Origin of the sequence: Gottfriedia sp. S16(2024) (assembly GCF_050473765.1) — a bacterium.
Taxonomy (GTDB): Bacteria; Bacillota; Bacilli; order Bacillales; family Bacillaceae_G; genus Gottfriedia.
Genome location: NZ_JBFLUO010000001.1, coordinates 3,752,595 through 3,767,775 on the forward strand (window position 1 = coordinate 3,752,595; position 15,181 = coordinate 3,767,775).

General features: G+C 39.9%; 15 protein-coding genes. 13 read left to right on the forward strand and 2 right to left on the reverse strand.

The annotated features are described in order from the left end of the window. The first annotated feature begins 3 nt into the window (after window positions 1-3). The 11 genes from AB1282_RS17690 to AB1282_RS17740 all read left to right on the forward strand — a co-directional run bounded on the left by AB1282_RS17690 (window position 4) and on the right by AB1282_RS17740 (window position 10,507). Window positions 4-1,374, forward strand: coding sequence for a cobyrinate a,c-diamide synthase (locus AB1282_RS17690; RefSeq protein ID WP_056465468.1), 1,371 nt, complete (start codon window positions 4-6; stop codon window positions 1,372-1,374). Further along, window positions 1,367-2,887, forward strand: a complete 1,521-nt coding sequence (locus AB1282_RS17695) for a cobyric acid synthase (RefSeq protein WP_429899670.1) — start codon at window positions 1,367-1,369, stop codon at window positions 2,885-2,887. The genes AB1282_RS17690 and AB1282_RS17695 overlap by 8 nt, the downstream gene beginning before the upstream one ends. Continuing rightward, window positions 2,880-3,920, forward strand: a complete 1,041-nt coding sequence (cobT, locus tag AB1282_RS17700) for a nicotinate-nucleotide--dimethylbenzimidazole phosphoribosyltransferase (protein ID WP_429899671.1) — start codon at window positions 2,880-2,882, stop codon at window positions 3,918-3,920. The genes AB1282_RS17695 and cobT overlap by 8 nt, the downstream gene beginning before the upstream one ends. A 19-nt stretch (window positions 3,921-3,939) precedes the next feature. Beyond that, window positions 3,940-4,725 (forward strand): uroporphyrinogen-III C-methyltransferase, encoded by a 786-nt coding sequence (gene cobA / locus AB1282_RS17705; RefSeq protein WP_056465472.1) that lies wholly within the window; start codon window positions 3,940-3,942, stop codon window positions 4,723-4,725. A gap of 1 nt (window position 4,726) precedes the next feature. Then, window positions 4,727-5,296: a nitroreductase family protein gene (locus tag AB1282_RS17710; protein ID WP_056465474.1), complete on the forward strand. Its 570-nt coding sequence runs from the start codon at window positions 4,727-4,729 to the stop codon at window positions 5,294-5,296. Between the two features lie 15 nt (window positions 5,297-5,311). Further along, complete coding sequence (gene cobO, locus AB1282_RS17715; RefSeq protein ID WP_056465476.1) at window positions 5,312-5,869, forward strand: cob(I)yrinic acid a,c-diamide adenosyltransferase; 558 nt, start codon at window positions 5,312-5,314, stop codon at window positions 5,867-5,869. Next, a complete protein-coding gene (gene cobD / locus AB1282_RS17720; RefSeq protein ID WP_056465478.1) occupies window positions 5,869-6,972 on the forward strand; it encodes a threonine-phosphate decarboxylase CobD in 1,104 nt (367 codons plus the stop codon). Before cobO ends, cobD begins: the two co-directional genes overlap by 1 nt. After that, window positions 6,969-7,505: a bifunctional adenosylcobinamide kinase/adenosylcobinamide-phosphate guanylyltransferase gene (cobU, locus tag AB1282_RS17725; RefSeq protein WP_429899672.1), complete on the forward strand. Its 537-nt coding sequence runs from the start codon at window positions 6,969-6,971 to the stop codon at window positions 7,503-7,505. The genes cobD and cobU overlap by 4 nt, the downstream gene beginning before the upstream one ends. A gap of 141 nt (window positions 7,506-7,646) precedes the next feature. Continuing rightward, window positions 7,647-8,615 (forward strand): adenosylcobinamide-phosphate synthase CbiB, encoded by a 969-nt coding sequence (gene cbiB, locus AB1282_RS17730; RefSeq protein ID WP_429899673.1) that lies wholly within the window; start codon window positions 7,647-7,649, stop codon window positions 8,613-8,615. Window positions 8,616-8,634: 19 nt separating this feature from the next. Further along, on the forward strand, window positions 8,635-9,498 hold the full coding sequence (locus AB1282_RS17735) for a kinase (protein WP_429899674.1): 864 nt from the start codon (window positions 8,635-8,637) through the stop codon (window positions 9,496-9,498). Between the two features lie 208 nt (window positions 9,499-9,706). Then, window positions 9,707-10,507, forward strand: coding sequence for a sodium:proton antiporter (locus AB1282_RS17740; protein WP_056465486.1), 801 nt, complete (start codon window positions 9,707-9,709; stop codon window positions 10,505-10,507). 583 nt (window positions 10,508-11,090) lie between these two features. Here AB1282_RS17740 and cyoE read toward each other — a convergent pair. Continuing rightward, entirely contained in the window at window positions 11,091-11,978 is an 888-nt protein-coding gene (cyoE, locus tag AB1282_RS17745) for a heme o synthase (RefSeq protein ID WP_056465488.1), read from the reverse strand. Window positions 11,979-12,727: 749 nt separating this feature from the next. Between cyoE and AB1282_RS17750 the strand changes: the two genes are divergently transcribed. Further along, window positions 12,728-12,958 (forward strand): hypothetical protein, encoded by a 231-nt coding sequence (locus AB1282_RS17750; protein ID WP_056465490.1) that lies wholly within the window; start codon window positions 12,728-12,730, stop codon window positions 12,956-12,958. 226 nt (window positions 12,959-13,184) lie between these two features. Here AB1282_RS17750 and AB1282_RS17755 read toward each other — a convergent pair whose 3' ends face one another. Continuing rightward, complete coding sequence (locus AB1282_RS17755; protein WP_429899675.1) at window positions 13,185-14,252, reverse strand: pyruvate kinase; 1,068 nt, start codon at window positions 14,250-14,252, stop codon at window positions 13,185-13,187. 359 nt (window positions 14,253-14,611) lie between these two features. On the opposite strand from AB1282_RS17755, the gene AB1282_RS17760 reads away from it, so the two are divergent. Then, window positions 14,612-15,172, forward strand: a complete 561-nt coding sequence (locus AB1282_RS17760; protein ID WP_056467007.1) for a class I SAM-dependent methyltransferase — start codon at window positions 14,612-14,614, stop codon at window positions 15,170-15,172. Window positions 15,173-15,181: the final 9 nt, after the last annotated feature.

A 15,181-nucleotide genomic window follows, 5' to 3' on the forward strand; every position in this document is an offset into this window, starting at 1 on the left:
AGAATGTCTACTCGTAGACTTGTGATTGCAGGGACAGGCAGCGGTGTCGGAAAAACGACGCTGACAATCGGGCTGATGTCTGCTTTAAGGAAAAAGGGCTATACCGTCCAGGGCTTTAAATGCGGTCCAGATTATATCGATCCGACCTATCATACGGCGGTCACGGGGAGAACGTCAAGAAACATTGACAGCTGGATGCTCAACCACGAGATGGTCAAAGAAATTGTTAACCTCGCAAGTAATGGGGCGGATATTTCCGTCATCGAGGGGGTCATGGGATTCTTTGATGGGAAAAATCCTCTAAATAATACGGGATCAACTGCCGAAATCAGTCTCGTCACCGAAAGTCCGGTCATTTTGGTCGTGAATTGTGCCAGTATGGCCCGTAGTGCGGCAGCCATTGTAAAGGGATTTCAAACGTTTTTGAAGGAAGCCAATATAGTCGGGGTGATCGCCAATCGGGTGGGTAGCGAAGGGCATTTTAAAATCGTTCAAACCGCGATTGAGCAAGAATGCGGTATTCCCGTCCTTGGCTATTTGAAAAGAAACGAGGAACTCTCGATACCGGAACGGCATTTAGGGTTGATACCCTCCGTTGAACGGGGAGAATTGGATCCATTTTTTGAGCAACTAGGTAAATTGGTCCTTGAAACAGTTGATGTAGATTCTATATATGACTTGGCACAAGCCCCTCTATTAAAGATAAAAGAATCCCAGTTTAAAAGAGCGGAGCAGGCAACTGTAAAAATTGCAGTCGCACGAGATGCCGCTTTCAATTTTTACTATCAGGAAAATCTCGACATGTTAGCAGCCGCAGGAGCCGAGCTAATCGAGTTCTCTCCATTAAAAGGTGAATGCCTGCCGGAACATGTCCATGGCTTATATATCGGTGGCGGTTTCCCAGAGGAATTTGCGGAGGAGCTGACCAAACAGACAGAGGTAAAAAACTCGATTCGAACGGCCATTGAAAAAGGAATGCCAACCTTGGCAGAATGCGGCGGGTTTATGTACTTAACTGAATCGTTGGAAACAACGGATGAAACGAGTTACAACATGGTAGGGATCATTCCTGGAAAGGTGAAAATGCAGACAAAACTAGCTGCTTTGGGATACCGAGAAATCACTGCAGAAGAAGAAAATTTCTTGTTAGCGGGAAATCTGAGTGCAAGAGGCCATGAATTTCACTACTCCACCTTTCATCCGAGAACGGTTTTTGAACCGGCCTACCAAACGAAAGGGATGCGTGGGTTTAAGCAGGAGGGCTATAGGAAAGGGAATTTAATTGCAGGTTATACCCATTTTCATTTTGGCTCATGCCCTGAGCTTGTCGAAAATTGGGTGAAGAAATGTAAGGAGTTCAAACAAAATGACTAAAGCTCTCCCACTTATGTTTCAAGGTACCAATTCGGATGTTGGCAAAAGTGTTGTCGTGACCGCCTTTTGCCGGATATTCGCCCAGGACGGATATAAAACGGTTCCATTTAAATCACAAAATATGGCGTTAAATTCCTATATCACAGTGGATGGAAAAGAAATCGGCAGAGCACAAGGTGTTCAGGCCGAAGCCGCATGTATTCAGGCAACCACCGATATGAACCCGATTCTACTAAAGCCGAACCGGGATAACCAATCCCAAATTGTCGTCCATGGTAAACCATATAAAAATATGGAAGCAGGAAGGTACCGCCGGGAATTCTTTCAAACGGGATTGGAACTTATTCAACAATCACTGTCCACTCTGTCCCAAAATTATGAACGAATTGTCATTGAAGGGGCTGGTAGTCCGGCCGAGATTAATCTGAATGACCGGGAACTAGTTAATATGCGGGTCGCCAAAATGGCGGATGCCCCTGTGATTTTAATTGGGGATATCGAAAAAGGCGGAGTGTTTGCTAGTTTAGTAGGAACCCTTCAGCTAATGGAACCAGAGGACCGCGATCGAGTAATTGGTGTAATCATCAATAAATTCCGCGGTGATCTCAGCCTGCTAGAATCTGGATTAACGTGGTTTGAGGAGTATACAGGAAAACCCATTCTCGGCGTGATTCCTTACTTGCAGAATCTAAATATTGATGCCGAGGATTCCGTGATTTTAAATCAATATACATCTACTCAAAATACTGAAAAAGAATTGGATATCGCGGTGATTCAGTATCCGAAAATCTCAAATTTCACCGATGTCGACCCGTTTTTTGCTGAGCCGGATTGTCATGTTCGTTTTATAACGAGAGCGGATCAATTACTAAATCCAGATTTAGTCATTCTCCCGGGCAGCAAGAATACGATTGAAGATTTACTTTTTTTACGAAAGAGCGGCATCGCTCAAAAAATAGCAGAACTACATAAAAAGAAACACTCCGTACTTTTCGGGATCTGTGGTGGCTATCAATTGCTCGGTGATAAAATTGAGGATCCGTTGGCGATCGAGTCTCTTCATAAAGAAATCGAAGGCCTTCAGTTACTGCCAATTGAAACTACCATTACGAAAGATAAGACGACGATCCTATCAAATGGGGAGTTGCATCTTTTCGGAAAAAAATTTCATGTGACAGGTTACGAGATTCATATGGGTGAAACCGTGGCGACAGGATCGTCCCAAGGGCTTATTTTTACAAATGAAAAATGGGATGGTTGTCATTCCCTAGACGAAACCGTCATAGGCACTTATTTTCATGGGATATTCCATAATGATGAATTTCGTGAGGAATTACTTAATCAGCTCCGCCGTAAAAAGGGATTGGAGCCCATCCACATGCGCCAATCTTTTAACGAATTGCGGGAAGAAGCGTTTGACCGGCTGGCAGAACATGTAAGGGCACACGTTAAACTGAATGTCATTGAACATTTAATGAAGGATTATCAAAAAAGGAGATCACCCAATGAATAGCGTAATAACAGGAATCCAGCCACTTGATAGAGAAATGGGACAGCAAGTTCGTGAGTATATCGATACGTTAACCAAACCTCCGGGCAGTTTGGGGAAATTAGAGGAATTAGCCATTCATCTGTCGGAAATGACATCTGTATCATTCCCAGTCGTATCACCGCCCGGTGTTATAGTTTTTGCCGCTGATCATGGTGTAGTCGAAGAAGGGGTGTCCGCTTTCCCTCAGGAAGTTACCGTGCAAATGGTCAAAAACTTTTTAAACAGCGGTGCGGCCATCAATGTTTTTAGCCGGCAAATCGGAGCCATGTTTGAAGTCGTCGATATCGGTGTGGCAGCAGATATTGATGCTAACGGGTTTGTGAATCGAAAAATTCGCTATGGAACCAACAATTTTTGCCAACAAGATGCAATAACAAGAGCAGAGGCCGAACAAGCCATTACAGTTGGCTATGAACGGGCGGAACAGATGATTAAACAGGGAATCAAATGCCTAATTGTTGGTGAAATGGGGATTGGTAATACGACGTCAAGCAGTGCGATTGCAGCGGTTTTAAGCGGACAGGACATCGATGTACTCGTCGGCCGAGGAACAGGGATTGCACGAGAAAAAATTCGTCATAAAAAAGAGGTCATCACAAGGGCGATAAAGGAAAGGAACCCTGACCGGAAGGATCCCATCGATATCTTAGCAAAAATTGGCGGTTTGGAAATTGCCGGAATGACAGGTGCAATGCTCTCCGCCGCTCAAAACCGAATTCCGATATTAATAGATGGGTTTATTTGCACGATTGCAGCTCTTTTGGCAAGGGAAATCTGTCAGACAGCAGCGGAGTATATGATTGTCGGCCATCGTTCCGTCGAGCCTGGACATGAAATTGCGCTGCAGTTATTAGGCAAAAAGCCACTTCTTGATTTAGATTTGCGGCTAGGAGAAGGAAGTGGGGCAGCAGTGGCCTTTCCAATCTTACAATCAGCAACCTTAATGTTAAAAGAAATGGCCACTTTTGCATCGGCTGGAATTTCAAATGAGTAATTTAGGAAGGAGCTAGAAGATGATAAATGGAAAAGTGTATCTTGTTGGTGCTGGACCGGGAGACCCTAAACTAATCACGGTTTACGGGATGGAGTGTATCCAACAGGCGGATGTGATTTTATATGACCGTTTAGTAAATGAGGAACTGCTCAAGTATGCAAAGACGGAGGCAGAGTTGATATTTTGTGGAAAACTACCAGGGAAACATCATCTCATTCAAGATCAAATCCATCAGTTGTTAATTGAAAAAGCCAGTCAAGGCAAAACTGTCACCAGATTAAAAGGAGGCGATCCTTGCATTTTCGGCCGTGTCGGTGAAGAAGCGGAAATTCTTGCAGAACATGGTGTTCATTATGAAATAGTACCGGGGATTACAGCTGGTATTGCAGCGCCTGCTTATGCTGGAATTCCGGTTACTCACCGCGATTATGCTTCCACCTTCGCGATCGTCACAGGCCACGGCCGTGCGGAAAAAAGTGCGGATCAATTAAATTGGTCAGCTCTCGCTCAAGGAATCGATACAATTGCCTTTTATATGGGAATTGGGAATTTACCTTATATTGTTTCGAAATTAATAGAGAACGGAAAAAGCCCTGATACGAAAGCAGCCATTATCCAATGGGGGACCACGACCAAGCAGAAAACGGTGACAGGGAGTTTAAAGGATATCGAAGTCCGGGTTCTAGAAGTCGGGATTACTCATCCTGCGATTGTTCTCGTGGGTGATGTGGTCGGTCTTCGCGAGAAATTACGCTGGTTTCAAGAAGCAGATGAAAAACAATTAGTTGGAATTGGGAGGGGCTAAGATGTCGATTTTAGCTGAAATCAAAACCCGAAGAGCAATCCGTGATTATGCGGCTCAAGAGGTAGAGGAAGAAAAGATTCACACCTTATTAGAAGCAGCGACATGGGCACCGAATGACCGGATGCGTGAACCATGGAGCTTTTATGTGATTAAAGGCGAAGCAAAAAAACGCTATGAAGCGTTGGCCTATGAATATCTACAGGAACGCTTTCCAACCAAGCCAAATTTAATCGAAAGCTCCTTAAAGGTACTAAAAACAACACCGGTCCATATTGTCGTTACCGCTGACATCGTTGCAGACGATGAAGAGGCATCTGCCGATAATGAATATGCCGTATGCTGTGCGATCCATTCGATGTGGCTTTCCGCCAAAGAATTAGGATTAGGTCTGGTTTGGCGGACAAGGGGAGTCGGACTTGTTCGTGACCATCGAATGTATGAGTTTATTGGCTCACCCGAAAACAAGAAAATCATCGGAAATTTGTTTATCGGTTATCCCGATTCAGAAGTATTAAAAAAGGCGAAAGTTCCGGCTAGGACATCCTTTGAAGAAAAGACAGTCTGGTTGTAATGAGGAGGGAAGCGTATGGAAGAGGTAACTGAAAACAAAGCAAAGCGCGGTCTTACACTAGTTTACACCGGTGATGGAAAAGGGAAGACGACAGCAGCCCTTGGGCTCGCAGTTCGTGCCGCGGGTCGGGGAAAACGAGTGCTTATGATTCAATTTATTAAATCGCCTGATCGAACGTACGGGGAAAAAATTACGTTCGAAAAATTAGGGATTGAAATCGTGCAGACAGGAATCGGCTTTACGTGGACGAAAACACCAGAGGAACATCGGGTAGCCCTAAAAACCGCTTGGTCTTTTACAAAAGAAAAGGTCCAGTTTGGCAGCTATGATGTTGTCATTTTAGATGAACTAAATAATGCGCTCGCAATTGATAAATTTCCGATTGACGATGTCCTTCCGTTAACAGAAGTTATTGAGTTGATTCAGAAGCGCCCTAAGGGGATGCATTTGGTGATTACCGGACGGTCAGCCAAAGAGGAAATCATCGCTTGTGCGGATTTAGTAACCGAAATGAAGCCAGTTAAGCATTATTATAACGAAGGAATTCCTGCCGTGAAGGGAATTGAGTTTTAATGGTCTATATTGAAAAATTTGGTCATGGTGGCGATTTACTGACGGCCCAACAATTGTTTGGTAAAGATTCATCGCAGCTGTTAGATTTTAGTGCGAATATCAATCCACTTGGTCCACCTGCTAGTGTAATTGAGTTGATAAAGGAGCAACTGGAGTCGATCGTCCATTATCCCGATCCCGCCCATCGTGTTCTTAAACAAAAGCTGGCGGAAAAACACTCCGTTTCACCAGAACAGATTTTGATAGGAAATGGAGCAGCAGAGTGTATCGCCCTTACGATTTTAGGATTGCAACCTGAAACAGTGGGGGTTGTATATCCTTGCTTCTCGGAATACGAAGAGCTTGCTAGAGCTTATGGTGCTACCATCAATTCATTGGTCGGCAGGGTAGAAAATGATTTTAAGCCTGATCAATCGGAATTCCTTCAATTAATAGCGAAAACCGATCTTGTATTTGTAGGACATCCCAACAATCCCACTGGTGTAACATATTCGAAGGAAGAACTTGTCGAGATGGCAGAACAGGCAAAGAAGACAAATACATATTTGATAATAGACGAGGCATTTATTGATTTTCTTCCAATCGAAACACGAGTCACGCTGCTTGAGGAATTGCAACGTTGGAAACAAGTAATCCTAGTTCGCTCGATGACAAAGTTCTATGCGATTCCTGGTCTCCGGCTGGGGTATATGGTGGCCGATCCAAGCCTGATATTAAAGTTTCAGGCGAAACAAGTAACTTGGAGTGTCAACCAAATGGCACTATTGGTTGGTGAAGCGGTCCTAAACGAAAAGGTATACGAGGGAGAAACGATTACCCTAATTCAGGAGCAAAGAAGCCTTGTCAAACTAGCCATTGAAGAAAAACTTGGGTGGAAGGTTTTTCCCGGTCAAGCCAATTTTCTGTTAGTTAGGATAACAGCTGGCATCACGGCGGTTGAATTACAGTGGCGCATGGGTCATAAAGGAATCTTAATACGCTCCTGTACCATGTATCCGGGGCTAACGGATCAGGATTTTCGGATTGCGATTCGAACCGAAGAAGAAAATCAATGCTTAATCCAAGCCTTAATTGAAGTAAGTAAAGAGGTGAATCCATCATGACCTTAACCTATGTAACTGGAGGAATTCGCTCCGGGAAGAGTGAATTTGCGGAACGCTTGGCTTTCAGTCATACAGGTAGAGTCCTTTATGTTGCATTCGGAGTCCAAGCCGATCAAGAAATGGTGAAAAGAATTGATAGCCATAAGAAGCGGCGCCCAAGTGAATGGGACTTATTAGAAGAACCGAACGAACTAACTTCTGTTCAAACCGTCTATCAAAGCTACGATGTTATTTTAGTTGATTGTATTTCTTCGTGGCTGTCCAATCATTGTATGTGGTTAACAGATCAGGAACTCAAGGAAGAAAACAAGATAACCAGTTTAATAGAGGAAGTGGATCGTTGGATTAAGGTGATACAAGAAAATCATCAGCATGTGATTGTTGTTTCTAATGAGGTAGGTCTAGGTGGTGTCGCGTTATCGTCGTTGGGGCGTTTTTTTCAGGATGTTCTAGGAAAAATCAATCAATTATTGGCAGCCGAAGCAGATGAAGCATACACCGTTTTTTCCGGTCTGCAACTAAGGCTAAAATAATGAACCTGGCTACCAGTCAAGTAAACTATCTTCCAACCCCTTTTTTTGCAGGCACCGCCACCTCCATTGGGAATACAATTGGCTGCCTTGTTTATGAGGCCACATGTGAAGTAGTAATGAGTCAGGAGGGCTGAGAATTCGATGTTAGTTCATGCCATTAATATTGTTATTGCTTATTTTATTGATCGAATCATTGGTGACCCCCAAAAGCTGCTACATCCGGTGGTCATCATTGGGAAGTCTATTAGTCGTTTGGAAAAAGCGATTCGTTTTTTCATCGTAAAGGAAAGGTATTTGAAACTGGCAGGACTCTTATTTCCTATTTTGATTGCTGGCGGCAGCTATTTAATCGTTGCTTTGCTGCTTTGCGGCCTCAATCAGGTGAATCACGTTCTTGCTGTCATTGCGGAAATCTGGTTAATTTCAACGACCATCGCGACAAAAGGATTGGCTGATGCAGGGTTGGAAGTATTCCAACACTTGAAAAATCAGGATTTAAGGGCTGCACGTAAAAGTCTGGGAATGATTGTCGGAAGAGATACAGAAAACCTCGAGGAAAGTGAAATTTCGCGGGGGGCAGTGGAAACCGTAGCCGAAAACATTGTCGATGCCATTATATCACCGTTATGCTTTGCCCTTATCGGGGGTGCCCCGCTTGCAATGTTGTACCGAGCGGTTAATACGTTAGATTCGATGGTAGGATATAAGAATGAAAAATATCAAAACCTAGGCTGGGCCTCGGCCCGACTAGATGATCTATTAAACTATTTGCCTGCCCGGTTAACGTTTGGAATGATGCTGCTTGCTTGTTCGATTAAACGTCTCAATATACTAGGCGCTTGGAAAATGATGAAACGGGATGCTAAACTTCATCCGAGTCCAAATAGCGGTATTCCAGAAGCGACAATCGCAGGAGCGCTTCAGATACAACTTGGAGGAACGAATTATTATTTCGGTAAAGTCTCTGAACGGGCAAAGATGGGCGAACCATTACGGAAGATCAAAGCAGATGATATTTTACTTACAGTAACAGTTATGAAAACTACCTCCATTATCTGTGTCGTATTATTTATGGTACTTGCGATATTAGTGGAGCTGGGCATGAAGTAAGGGGATAGGAGCCTGAACAATGAAACTAGGAAGAGGAAGCTGCAATGGCACATTTGGGGAATTGGTCCAAGGTATCATGAAAGAGCGTCCGTTTTTAATCACTTTGCCTATCCGGAGTTTACGAAGTGAGGCTAGATTTGTTCCAGACACAAACGTTTCCCGGATAAGGGTTGTAAATTCCAAAATGAAAGCGAAGAAAGCGGGTGAATCATTACTCCAACTTTTTGGGATAAGAGGAGGTGGGTATCTTGAAATCCATTCCAATATCCCAACCGGCAAGGGGATGGCTAGTAGTTCAGCGGATATTGTTGCTTCATTAAGAGCAATTGCTGACAGCTATAGTATTCCGCTCACAAATGAAATGATCTCGATGATTGCCGCAAAAGTGGAACCTACCGATGGGGTAATGTATGAGGAAGTCGTGGTATATGAATATATTCACGGGCAACTGATTGCAAGCTTTGGGACCTTACCCCCATTCATTCTCGTTGGTATCGATCTTGGGGGGATGATCAAAACAATAGAATTTAATGAAGTGCCGAAAGTATACAGCCAGGACGATCAACAGCAATTAATTAAAGCTTTTGATCTAGTTTCAAAAGGGTTTAAGGAAAAAAATATAACTTATATTGGGGAGGCGGCAACCCTCAGTGCAAGGGTGAATCAAAAAATATTGCCAAAGCCTGTTTTTCCTCTATTAGTTCAGTTGGCCGATCGCTACCAGGGCGGAATCGTTGTCGCCCACAGTGGAACGGTCGCGGGTATTTTACTAGATGGAAATCTTACAAACAGTGAATTGGTGGTTTCACATTTAATTAGGGAAATGTCACTCGCTTACAAGGGTGTACCTTTAAATTTATTTCATTATGAAAGTAAGGAATAGATAATGATTTGAATGATTCACAAAGTTTGATTACAAAAGGGTGGTAACATGTTTAGTCAAGAGGAACGAGAAGTGATTTACGTTTTCATTAATAAAAGGAGGTTTGGCCGCACTTTTCTCCCGGATGTCCTCTAAAATCCTCAATCTGTCAAAGGTTTAGGATTGATTTTTTATGTTGCAACTGTTTAAAAAAGGGAGGAATTTTTTAATGGAAACAGTATCAATGTTTTTCCTTGTTTTTGTATTGGGGCTTCGGCATGGGTTGGATGCTGATCATCTTGCTTTTATTGATGGACAAACCCGTTTTAATTGGAAAATGGGCAGTTCGTTCGCACGTTGGGTGGGGACATTATTTTCATTGGGTCACGGAGGAATGGTAGCATTAACAGCAGGTATTTTAGGAATGGTGATAAAGAATTTTTCATTCCCAGCTTATTTTGATAATATTGCATCATGGGTGTCGATTTTTTCTTTATTCCTTATTGGAACGTTAAATACGTATAATCTATTACGCACTAGAAACAATCACGAAGAGTTTCAACTTAGCGGACTAAAGGGAAAGTTTATCCCAAAAATTGCGAAGGGGACTACAAATCCTTTTCTTATTATTTTAGTAGGGGCTTTGTTTGCCTTGGCTGCTGAGACAGTAAGTCAAACCGCCGTCTGGTCTTTGGCGGCTGGAAGTGTAAGTAAATATACCCCTTTATTTTTAGGGCTAGTTTTTATGTTTGGGATGATGATTACGGATACAATTGATTCGATGATTGTCTATAAAATGGTGAACCAGTCCAGCAAAATCGGTCAAGCTGCGTCAAGACTAATGGGTTGGGTGATTGTCGTCTTGGCATACGGAGTTTCCTTCTATCTGGCATTTACTTTTTTTAACCCTTGGGCAGAACTAGATTTCGAAATTGTGGGAGTCATTCTTTTCATTTTCTTAGTCGCATCATTTATCTTTATAAGCGTTTACTCCAAAAAACAGAATCACGAAATAAATACTACGAATTAATTAGATAAGCTCTGACAATTTTATAGTGTCAGAGCTCTTTTAATCTCTATAGTAATCGTCCATAAAATTGCGTAAAATATGAATCTATTGGGATAAGATTAAGGAGATGTACCGTGAAATTGTTGCTTATGGAACGGCTGTAGTAGTCGAGAAAATATAAAAAAAAAACCTTGTCATTTCAAGGTTTTTTTATTTCACTTTTTATAGAATTAAATATAAATAAAAAAAGTGCGGACAAATTTTCGGACACAAACCAGACTGTTCCAATAATGGAACCAGATAGCTTATACAATTTAACTAATGTAGATTCACAATATATCGAAGGAATGAGCAAAGGGATTGTAGCATTCAGAATAAACATCTCAAAAATTGAAGCGAAAGCTAAATTAAGCCAAAATCATCCCGTGGAACGACAAGAGTTAATCATTAGGCAACTAGAAACCAGTTCCCAACTAGATAATATTCAGGTAGCATCACTAATGAAGAAAAATCTACAGAGATAGCGGCAGCATTAAAAGATGTTATTAATCTAGATAGGATGTAGAGTGAAGAAATAAAAAGAACCCTTGAGCCAGGGTTCTTTTTAGATTGACATCACGATAATAGATATAAGAAATAACATCATATGAATAACGGAGTATCTAAACATCCATTTCGCCCAATGTGCTTCGTTTTGTGTAGCAAATCCGCTGATCGATAAAATTATCCATCCAATATTTAAAATTGTCATAAATCCGATGAAAAACAAACCAAGGGATTTCATGAAGAATGGCATTGGAATTAAACAGATAAGATAAAATAGTAGATGGATTTTTGTTTTCTTGACGCCTGATACAACAGGTAACATGGCGAATCCTGCCCGTTTGTAATCATCAAATCTTCGTATAGCGATGGAATAAGTATGAGGCATTTGCCAAATGAATACGATGAGTGCCATCATCATAGGAATAAGTTGAAAGCTACTAGATAACACTGACCAACCGATTAACGGTGTTACACATCCTGATACGGCACCAATAATCGTGTTCCATGAGTATTTTTGTTTACTCCAAAAAGTGTACAAGACCACATAAAAAAACCAACCAACGAATGAAAATAGTAACACTTCGGCATTAGTAAAAAACAATATAAAAAATCCCATTATGCTTGTTGTAACTCCTAATGTTAAAACAAACTTCTTGCTGAACTCTCCAGTAGCACTCGGTCTATTTTTAGTTCGCTCCATTTGTTTATCTAAATCGGCTTCGTACCAATTATTCAACATTAAAGCACCAGCAATGACAAAGGCACTTCCTATTAATGTAACAAAGAAAGAGGCAATATGTGCAGCAAGTGGAATATGATTGATATGCGAAGATAAAAAATATCCTGCCAACACAGGAAGCACATTGATAACAAAGACTTTCCCTTTAATGAGGCTGATTAGGTTTTTAAAGAAATTTTTAGATGATTTTGTTTGAATTTGATTCATATATATTCCTCTCTTTTTTTATCCAAAAGACTATTCATTCTAGCACAAATATTCTCCAAAAGCTCATGGTTTATTTTTGAATTTCTAATACCACCGCCTGAAACATGTTTATACAAGTAGGGGGGTGAACAGTTTAGTTGACTGAATCGAGTTCCACGGATGTGACATTCTACCCCGACTAATGTAAATAATAAGACCTTAAAGCATTCATGTCACAATATTTGCCTATTCAACCACTTTGACTACCATTTTGGGATCTTATTTGGATTATTAATTATCTCGATTGCACATAGGAGAAGTGTAGGGGATTAAAGATGTGGTCTACATAATTATTTAAGATTTTGTCTTATTCAGTCGCTCCAAGGAATAAGCAAAAGATGTAATGATGCATAAAGCAATTTCAAATTATTTTTAATTCCAATACATGAGTGCATAGACCTCTCAAAAAAAAATTGTTATAATCAAATTCATAAGGGAACTGGTAATTAATTCTGTAGTAAGCTAATCAAACTAATATTTTATTTTTTTGGTTTGTTATTAAAATTATGAATATGAACATCTAAATGCTTCTTTCCTGTTTTTTTAGTTAATAGTTATTTAGCTATCTAACGGACAAAATGACGGACATAATTTTGTGAGTAGCTTGTTTAGTATTGTAATACCAATACTTTTAGGGGGTCTGTCTACATGAAGTACAATATGAGTGGAATTGTAGCATATGGAACGGCTGTAGTAGTCGAGAAAATATAATGGAAAAATTTATTTTCGGTTTTTATGGTCTCCAAATTTTATTTCTCATTATTTGTTTATTGCTAGGTTACTTTATTTACGATAAACGATTTAATCGAAATCATGGAAATCAGATACCAGAAGGATTTCAACGAACTAGCGAAGTGAATATTGATCCTGTAACAGGGGAGAAAACAAGAGTTTACTATAATCCAGATACAGGTGAACGATTTTATAAAAAAGAAAAGTGATATTTAAAAACGCCCTTTTGGGGCGTTTTAGTGTGTAGACATAGTACAAAAAACTTGGGTTTCAGACTGATTGCAAGCGCTTGTCTTTCGAGGCGTGAAGTCTGGTGAGGAGCGGAGTTACCTTAGACGGTAATGAGCACCGCAGACAGGCGAAGCAACGAAGAAAGCGAGCGTTTGTCAACAGTCTGAAACGCCCTTTTGGGGCGTTTTTGTTTTGAAGATCAAGTTATTTGATAGTCGAGTTAATCAATTCAAACATATCATCAAAATCAAATGGAGATTTTGATTTTACGGTCTCAGCAAATTGAGATACAAGTTTTAATGTTTCAATGCTTTCGATTGGATGGTGGCCAGCAGCACTTTCAGCGGATAGCATGACTGCATTCGTCCCATCCATCACAGCTTGAAATACATCAGTTACTTCAGCTCGTGTTGGAATTGAATTTTCTACCATTGATTGAAGCATCTGAGTTGCTGTGATCACATATGTACCATTTGAATTACACTCATGAATCATTGCTCTTTGTAAGAGAGGAATCCATTGATAAGGTAATTCAACACCTAAATCACCACGAGCAATCATAATTGCATCAGTTTCTTTATTAATTTCTTGGAAATTTTTTATTGCTTCGATCGTTTCAATTTTTGCGATTAACTGAGGTGTTTTACCACTTTTTGAATTCATAAAACTTCTAATTTCTTGTAAATGTGATGCACGACGAATAAATGAGCATGCAATATAGTCTAAACCTTCTTGCAAAATGAATTCGATGTCTTTTCGGTCTTTTTCAGTAATAGCAGGTAAACTTGTAACGACTCCTGGTAAATTAACCCCTTTATGCGAAGAAATTTCGCCACCAGTTTTTACAGAAGTGACAATCTTATTTTGTTCTATCTTATCAACTAATAACTCCACTGCACCATCATTAATTAATATACGATCTCCTTGTTTAACATCATTTATTAAACCTTTATAATCTACACTTGCTTGATTACGATCACCTGTAATTTCATCAATTAAGAGTGTAAAAGCTTGATTAGGTTCAAGATTGATTTTTTCCCCTTCAATTTTTCCTAAACGAATTTTTGGACCTTGGAGGTCTCCTAAAATCTTGATATCTTTTCCTGTCTCTTTTCTGATTGATTTTAATAGTTCGATGACATTGTGATGACTTTCATGTGTTCCGTGTGAAAAATTGAGTCTTGCGATCGTCATGCCATGCTCAATCAATTCAGACAATATTTTTTTATCAAAACTAGCTGGTCCAATCGTACAAATTCGATCAATGATCATTTGATATCGCCTCCATATACTGGAATTATTATACCCAAGATTAAGTAGAAGAAATCTAACTGATTTTTAAAGTGATAGATAAAAGACTATGAGTTATATGAAAGGATGTCAGAATGATTAACAATTCTGCTACTCAAAAATTTGAAACAAACCGATTAATTCTTAGAAATGAGTCATAGTAACAGTAATTAAAGGTGTGCATAAATCAGTTGAAGAAACGATTGAACAGTTTCAAAAAAGAATATCTTAAATAATCTACATTTCTAAATTTTGACATTTTTCTACGTTATGTAGAAGGAATTCATGTAACTTTTGTAGAACACTACTATTCGATCAAAATTTAAGATGAGGTGAATCTACTGATGATTAAACAAGATGAAATAAAAATTGTAATTGGAGCAGGTGAATATAACAATAATCCAACATGGATTCAAACTCAGGAAGAAGAACTTAATTTATTAGTTAGGTCGACTTGGGAAAATAAATTTGAGAAAAATTCGGTTTCAGCTATTTTAGCTGAACATGTTTGGGAACACCTTACATATGATGAAGGTTTAGAAGCTGCTAAAATTTGTTATGAATATTTAAAACAATCAGGCTATATTCGTTGTGCTGTACCAGATGGATTTTTTCAAGACGAAACATATCAAAGTATTGTTAAAGTGGGAGGACCTGGACCAAAAGATCATCCTGCTGCAAGTCATAAAATAGTATATAACTATAAAACACTAATTAACATGTTTGAAACAGCGGGTTTTGAAGTTAAACTACTAGAATATTGTGATGAAGAAGGAAATTTTCAGTTTAATGAATGGAATGGTAAGGAAGGTGTTATTTTCCGTTCAAAAAAATATGATCCTAGAAACCACGGGGAAAAAATCCTGTTTCCTTCAATCATTGTAGATGCAGTAAAACGATAATTTAACAAA